A 7,840-nucleotide genomic window follows, 5' to 3' on the forward strand; every position below is an offset into this window, starting at 1 on the left:
GTAATATCCCCATTCTGCGTCTCAATATTCCCCGACGTGTTCACCACCTGGCTGTTCGCATTCCCCGCCGCATCACGCTGCATCCACAGGTTGTTCCCCGCCATGATGTCGCCGCGCCGGTTGGTGATGCTGTCAGCAAACAGCGCCAGGTTATTCGCCGCGTACAGCAGCGCGGTGTTGACGATGGCGCCCGGCGCGCTCAGGGTCAGCGAGCCGCGCGTGCCGGTGAAGCCGTCGACGGTAATGTTGCTCCGGCTGGCGACGGTGATGTCGCCCCCGCCCTGCACCGAGCCCGCGGCGTTCAGCGCCACGCTGCTGCCGGAGAGCGTGCTGGTGCCGCCGCCGGTGGTGATTTGTCCGTTGTTGCTGAGCTGCCCGCCCGCGCTGAGGTTGACCGCCTGCCCCTGCAGCACGCTGCGGTTATCGATGTCGCCGCCGCTGCTGATGGTCAGGGTCCGGCCTGCCGCCACGGCGGTCCGGCTGGTAAACGCGTTCGTCAGCTGCAGCGTTAAGTCCCCCAGGGAGACCAGCTGGCCGGTCAGGTCCAGCCCCCGGCTCTGCAGCCACAGGTTGCCGCCGCTCAGCAGCCTGCCGCCCGCGCTCTGGGTCACCTGGTCCGCGTCGATGTTCAGCTGCGCGTTGCCGAGCAGCGTGCCGCTGTTGTTCAGCTGGCCGTAGTTAACCGTCAGCTGTCCCGCCTGGGTGGTGCCCTGGCTGGCAAAGGTGGTGCCGGTCAGCGTGGCCCGGTCGGCCACCCACGTGCCGCCGTTAGTGGCGTTTGCCGCATTGAGTATCAGGTCGGTGGCCTGCAGCCAGCCGGTGCCGGTGAACTGCGGCGTGCCGAGCGTCAGGCGCGCCCCGGAGAGCAGCCTGCCGTCGTTACGCGCCTGCGAGGAGGCGGTCACGCGCGTCTCGCCGCCGCCCTGAATCAGGCCGTAGTTAAACAGCGCGGGCGTGGTCAGCGTCAGGCCATCGCGGCTGACGATTTCGCCCCCGCTGCTGTTGGTCAGCGTGCCGCTGAGGGCCAGCGTCGCGCCGTTATCGCCCTGCAGACGTCCGCCGTTGGTGAGCGCCCCGGTGGTGATGCCGAGCGTGCTCCCCTGCATTTTGCCGTCGCTGGTGACGGAGGCCGCCGTGACGTTCAGCGCCCCGCCGGAGAGCAGGGTGCCGGTCGACTGCTGGCTGACCGCGCCGGTCTGGCTGAGGGTCAGGCCATTCACCCCGCTGATGGCGCCGCTGTTGCTGAGCGTGCCGCCGGTCAGCGTCAGGTTTTTCGCCGCCCACTGCCCCTGGTTCACCAGCGTCGCGGCCTGCAGCGTGGCGCTGCCCAGCGCGGTAATCTTACTGCCCGTGGTTCCGGTGAGCGTGTCGGCCAGCGTCATCTGCAGCCCGTCGGCGCTCTGCACCGTGCCGCTGTTGCTGAGCGACTGCGCGTTAAGCAGAATGTTCTGCGCCTGCCAGCTGCCGGCGTTGGTCACCGCCCCGGAGGCAATGGTCAGCGCGCCCTGAGTGAGCAGCCTGCCGCCTGCGCCGTTAATCAGCGCCTGCTGCGGCGCGGCCATCGCCATGCGCGCCATCAGCCGCTGCTGCCCCTGAACGGTCAGGCTCTGCAGGCCGGTCAGGGTGCCCTGGTTGTTAATGCTGTCCTGGCGCAGCGCGAGGGTGTTCCCCTGCACGGTGCCGCTGTTTTTAAGGGTGCTGCCGCCGAGCGTCACGTCCCCTTCGCTGAGGAGCTGCCCGCGGTTATCCAGCGTCTGCGCGGTGATATCCGCCCGCCCCTGGCTCATCAGCGAGCCGGACGAGGTCAGCGTGCCGCCGGTCGTGGCCGTCAGCGCCCCCTGGCTGAGCAGGGACCCGCCGTGCGTCCAGTCGCCGGTGGCGCGGACGTCCGCGCCGTTCCCCTGCAGCGTGCCCTGCGTGGTCAGCTGGCCTGCGTCCAGCGTCAGCATGCCGCCGGAGAGGGTGCGCGAGGCCGCGCCCGTGGTCAGCGCGGTGCCGGTGAGCGCCAGGCCGTTCGTTCCCTGCATCAGCCCGTCGTTGTTCATCTCGCGGGCGGTGAGGGAGAGCGTGCCGCCGGTGATGCGCCCCGGGTTCGCCAGGGTGTCCGCGGTGAAGGTGGTTGCGCCGCCGCTCTGCAGCAGCCCGGTATTGGTTAATGCCCCGCCGAGCGTGCCGCTGAGCCCCGCCAGCCCGTTCACCGTGCCGCTGCTGGTCAGGGTGGTGCCGGTCATGTCCAGCGTCGCGCCCTGCAGCGTGCCGGCGTTCGTCAGCTGTCCGCCCGTCAGCGTGAAGCCGCCGCCGGAGAGCCATTTGCCGTTCAGCGCGTTGATAAAGCGGTCAGCGGCGGCGTTAACCGCGCTGCTGCCCTGCATCAGGCCGCTGTTGCGCAGCTCCGTCGCGCCTGCGGTCAGCGTTCTGCCCGCCACCGTGCCGCTGCTGGTCAGCGTCGTCGCGTGAAGCGCGGCATCGCCGGTGGCCACGATGTTCCCGGTATTGCTCAGGGCGTTGCCCAGCCCCAAATCCAGGTCCTGCGCCTGAATATCGCCCCGGTTGGTCAGGTCGCTGCCCCGGAGGGTGAGCCCGCCGTTCACCAGCAGCAGACCGGCGTTATCGAGCGTGTCCAGGGACAGATTCAGGCCGCTTCCGCTCACCAGCTGCCCGGTGGCGCCGTTGCTCAGCGCGCGGGTGGTCAGCGCCAGCGTGTCGTTGCCCTGCAGCATGCCGGTGTTGGTCAGCTGCGCGGCGTTCACCGTCAGCGCTTTCCCCGCCAGCCGGCCGTCGTTAAACAGCTGCGCCGCCGTCAGCGTGAAGAGGTTCTGGCTGAGCAGGGCGCCCGTGTTGTCCAGCCTGCCGGTTGCGGCAAGCGTCAGGGCGTCCAGCGCCTGAACGCTGCCCTGGTTATTCAGGCCTGCGGCGTCCAGCGTGGCGCTGCGCCCCTGCAGGCTGCCCGCGTTGCTGAGCGTGTGTCCGCTCAGGGTGAGGGTCTCACCGCCCGTCACCTGCCCCTGAGTCTGGTTCGCGAAGGTGTTGCCGGACCAGGCCAGCGTGCTGCTGCCCTGAAGCAGGCCGCTGTTCTGCAGGTCGCCCCGCAGGGTCAGCACTTTCGCCAGCAGCTGGCCCCGGTTATCGGTATTGCCGGCCTGAACGTCCAGCGCCTGCTGGCTGAGCACCTTACCGCTGTTGGTCAGCGCGCCGGTCACCGTCGCCGTCACGCCCGCTTCCCCCAGCGCGTTACCGGTGTTCATCCACTCGCCGGTGGCCAGGTTCAGGGTGTTGCCCTGCATGAGCCCGGCGTTGTTCAGGGTGGAGTGGTGCAGGCCGAGCGCGCCACCGGAGAGCAGCATGCCCGCCTGCAGGTTGCTGAGCTGTGCCCCCGTCGCCGTCAGCGAGCGGGTTCCCTGCAGCGTGCCGCCGTTGGTCACCGACGCGCTGTTGAACTGCGCGTCGGTACCGGCCATCAGCCCGCTGTTGGTCAGGCTGGCGGCGGTCAGCGTCAGGCCGTCCCGGGCAATCACCCGGCCGCCCGCTTCGTTGCTGACCTGACGGGTCAGGTTCAGCAGCAGCGCGGTGGCGCTGAGCTCGCCGCTGCTGGTAAGGGTGTCGCCGTTAAGCGTCAGCGTTCCGCCGCTGCGCAGCGCGCCGCGGTTAGTGAGGTCTGCCACGCCGAGCGTCAGGGCCGCGTCCCCCTCGACGGTGCCCTGGTTCTCCAGGCTGTCCGCCGTGATGTGCAGGTCGCCGGCGGCAATACTGCCCGCGTTAACCAGAGTAGTGCCGTTCAGGGTGAGCCGGTCGTCCGCCAGCAGGCGTCCGCTGCTGGTCAGGCTGAGGTAGTCGCTGCTCAGGCTGACGCCGTTGATTTCACCCAGGTTGGTCAGCGTGTCGCCTTTAATGCGCAGCGTGCCGTCGGTGGTGATAAGCCCGCCGTTGGCCAGCACCGGAACGTTCAGCGTTAAATCCTGCGCGCTGTAGACCGACCCGCCCGCGAGGTTCGCGAGTGACCCGGTCTTCAGGCCGAGCAGGGTGGTGCCCTGCAGCAGCCCGCCGTTCTCCACCGAGGCTGCGTCCAGGGAGAGGGTACCGGCAACCAGAGAGCCGCTGCTGGTGATGCGCCCGGGGGCCGTCAGGGTCATGCGGTCCGCTTTTGCGGCGCCGGACTGGAGGATGTTCTGTCCGCTGAGAGTAATGGCGCCGGCGGTGAGCTCCCCGCCGCTGGTCAGGTCGCCGGACGCGTTAAAGCTCAGCGCGTCACCGGTGGATTTCCCGGCGTGCGCAATCGTGCCCGCCGTCACCGACAGGGCGCCTTTCGCCGCCTGGGTGCCGTTCAGCGCGGCGTTCTGCGCCTGCAGGGTGAGCCCCTGCCCGCTCTGCAGGTGCGCGTCCGGGCCGGTGGTCAGGTCGCCGGCGCTGACGGTGACCGCCCCCGCCGCGTCCGTCTGCCCGTTCAGGCTGGCGCTGCGGGTCGCGGTAATCTGTATATTGCCCTGGCTGGTCGTGCGGGACGCCTGACCGCTGGTCAGGGTGCCGGCCTGCGCCGTCAGCGCCGTCGCGCCGGACAGGGTGCCGTTCTGCTCAAGCACGCCGGCGGTCACGTTCATCGCGCCGTCAGCCAGCAGGCTGCCGTCGTTACGCAGGCTCTGCTGCGCCGTGACGTCCGCATTGCCTTTCGCGCTCAGCGTGCCCCGCTGCGCCAGGGTTCCGGCGCTTAACGTCAGGTTGCCGGCGCTCTGCAGGGTGCCGCTGTTGGTCACCGTCTGTCCCTTCAGGGTGACGTCGCTGCCCTGCGCCGTGCCGCCGTTCGTCAGCTCTCCGGCGTTCACGTCCAGACGGCCTTTCGCCGCCAGCAGGCCGCTGCTGGACACCCTGTCGCCGGAGAGCGCAATGTCGCGCCCCGCATTCACCTGCCCCTGGTTACTGACGGTGCTGCCCGTCAGGCGGATATCGGCCGCGGCATCGGCCCGGCTCTGGCCGTCCAGCACCAGCTGCCCGCCGCTCAGCGCCAGGCTCTCCCCTGCCGAGACCGCACTGCCCGTGGATGACAGCGTGCCGCCGCTGCTGAGCGTCGCGCGGGTATCGCTTCCGCTGCGGGTATTCGTCAGGGTGATATCCTTCCCGGCCGCCACGCTGAGCGCGCCCCTGCCGGTGACGCTGCCGCCGCGCTGCGTCAGGCTGCCGCCGGTGGACAGCGTGGTGTCGCCCTGGCCCGTCAGCGTGGCATCCGAAAGTGCCACTCCCTGCCCGCCCGCGACGGTCAGCGCCCCGCCCTGTGCCGACACGCCGCCGCCGTTGACGGTCAGGGTGTCCTGACTGTTCAGCGTCGCCGCGCCGCGGGAGATAAGGGAGGTATTGCTGAGCGTCATCGCCTGCCCGCTGCTGACCGCCAGCGCGCCCGCGCTGTTTGTCCCGCCGCCCGTCATCTGCACTTTCCCCGCAGCGGAAAGGCGCATGTCGCCCTGGCTGGCGAGCGTGCTGTTACTGAGCTCCATATCCTGCGAGCTGGCCACGTTCAGTGCGCCCCCGGCCTGATGGCTGCCGCTGAGGGCCACCCCCGCGCCCTTCGCGCTAATCGAGCCGCTGGCAAGGCTGTTCCTGACCGTCAGTTTCCCGCCCGCATCCAGCTGAATGTCGCCCTGGCGCGCGGTGAGGTTGCCGAGGTTAACCCCGACGCCCGCCTCGCTGGAGACCAGGCGGATACGGTTCGCATACATCCCGCCGAGCGCGCCGGTATCCACCGCCACCACGGGCGCGGCGCCCTCGCCGGCAATTGGCCTGACGCTGCCGTCGGCGCCCACGCGGTTCGCCCCTGCGGTCACCGTCAGGTCGTTCGCATGTATCGCGGCGTTCACTTCCGTCGCGCGCGCAATAATCGACAGCGCGTCGCTCTTGCTGGCGTCCAGCCCCTGGCCTTCAACCGTGATGGCCCCTTTCGTCACCTCCAGCGCCAGCAGGTTACCGCTGGCGTCAAACTGCGGCTTGCCGGTGGTCAGGGTGACGTTCGGGGTGTTGATAAATCCGCACCCGTTACAGGTAATGCCGTACGGGTTGGCCACCATGACGTTTGCCGCCTTACCGGCGACTTCCGTGTAGCCCTGCAGCTGCGAGCGGCTGGCGCCCGTGACTTCGTTGATGATGCCTGTCGCTTCCCGCCCGGCCTGCAGGTTGGGGTTGTTCTGGATAAGCCCGCCCAGCTGGGTTTGGGTTAAACGGTCCGTGCCGTTGTTGAGGATAAGCCCCTCGCTGCCGACGTTATATTCACCGAACTGGTTATGCGAGATGCCCGCCCCGTTCGGGGTGGCGATGTTGACGACCGGCACCCCGTTCCCCGCCCTATCCACCGTGGTCTGCCCGGCCGGCGTGAGCGCCGCCGCGACGGCGGGTGCCACCGGCTGCCAGACCATCAGGCCGCAGACAATCCAGCTGATCAGACGCTGCGAGAAACGAACGGGTGGGTGACGGGTATCCATAGTCGTAGAGTCTCTTAAAGCATGAAGGCAATGCGCCAGTTAACGCTCACATGATCCGGGCCGAGCCAGTCGGGGTAGTGCAGGGGCGTGCCGACCGAAATCTGGCTGCTGTACCCGCGCCCAGCGCTGCTCAGCCCCACCGAACCGCCCCACAGCGTGCCGGAGGCAAAGCGGTCCTGACGGTCTTTTTCCAGCCAGCCGCCGTCAACGGCGACCGTTGCGCTTACCGCGCCAATTACCGGGAGGGTGAAGAGGGAATACCCCAGCTCGTTACGCCAGTAGCCGCCGTTATCCCCGGACAGGTACTGCTCTTTAAAACCGCGCACGGAGCTTTCGCCGCCGAGCGTCAGGCGCTCGGCGCCGTACAGCCGGTCGGGCGACCACTGGCCGTAGGCGCTGGTCAGCCACCACGCGTTACGGGCGACTGGACGCTGGAAGCTGGCGTTCAGGCTCCATTTGCGGAACTCTGCCCGCGGTATATCCCCGGATTTATTTTCGTCGGTTTCGGCATTGAACCACGGCATGCCGTGGCTCCAGGTCGGGTTAAAGGTCGCCACGCCGCCCAGCATTTTTTGCGTGTGGGTAATTCCCAGGATCAGGCTCGAGAGGTTGCGCGTGCTGCTCTTAAGCGGCGCGTCGTTCAGCCAGTTGCGGCTGGAGCGCTGAACCACGCCCGCCGCAATGCCGGTTTTGACCTCCCCGTTGCGGAAAACCACCCAGGACGCGTTAAGGCGGTGGGTTTTCGTATCGCCCGTGGAGAGCCAGTTGAAGCCCTGGTTACTGATGGTGGTCCGGTAGTTACTCCAGGCGTAGCTGTAGTCCAGCAGGCCGTAGCCAGACGGCACGCTGACGCCCGCCTGGAAATTCTGCGCATCGTACGCGCTGGCAAAATCGCTGCTGCGCCCGCCGCTGACAAACCATTTATCCGCCAGCCCCAGCATATTATTGGCGGTGAGCACGCCGCTCAGCTGGTTTTCACCGGTGCTCTTCTGCCCGCTATTATCCAGGCTCACGGATGCACTTAACGGAAATTCCGGCTTGCCCGTGAGATTAACGATGGAATATCCGGCCTGCGTTCCCGGCAGAATTTCAATCTGCACCGGCTCTGAACGCAAACGGTTAATTTGCTCCATCCCCTGTTCGATGTCGCGTAAATTAAGGATGCCACCCACCCGTCCCGGAAACGCCATTTTCAGCATGCGCGGCGTTTCACCTTCCAGACGGATCGCTTCCAGCCGTCCTTCCAGCACCACAATATTCAGCTGACCGCCGGAGAGATCCTGCTCGGTAAGAAAGGCGCGGCTGGTGATATATCCCCGGCTGATATACCAGTCAGAAATACGGGCGAGAAGCTCCGTTATTTTCGCCATATCCAGACA

At 67.7% G+C, this 7,840-nt stretch carries 1 protein-coding gene and 1 pseudogene; both read right to left on the minus strand.

Features of this window, described 5'->3' with window-relative positions:
• Positions 1-6,461 (minus strand): annotated as a pseudogene (cdiA, locus tag USF70_RS21660) (contact-dependent inhibition toxin CdiA); the annotation flags it as partial.
• A gap of 14 nt (positions 6,462-6,475) precedes the next feature.
• The coding region (locus tag USF70_RS21665; RefSeq protein ID WP_320736003.1) for a ShlB/FhaC/HecB family hemolysin secretion/activation protein at positions 6,476-7,840 on the minus strand (1,365 nt) is incomplete at its 5' end.

Source organism: Enterobacter sp. 237C8 (assembly GCF_034106865.1).
Classification (GTDB): Bacteria; Pseudomonadota; Gammaproteobacteria; order Enterobacterales; family Enterobacteriaceae; genus Enterobacter; species Enterobacter asburiae_B.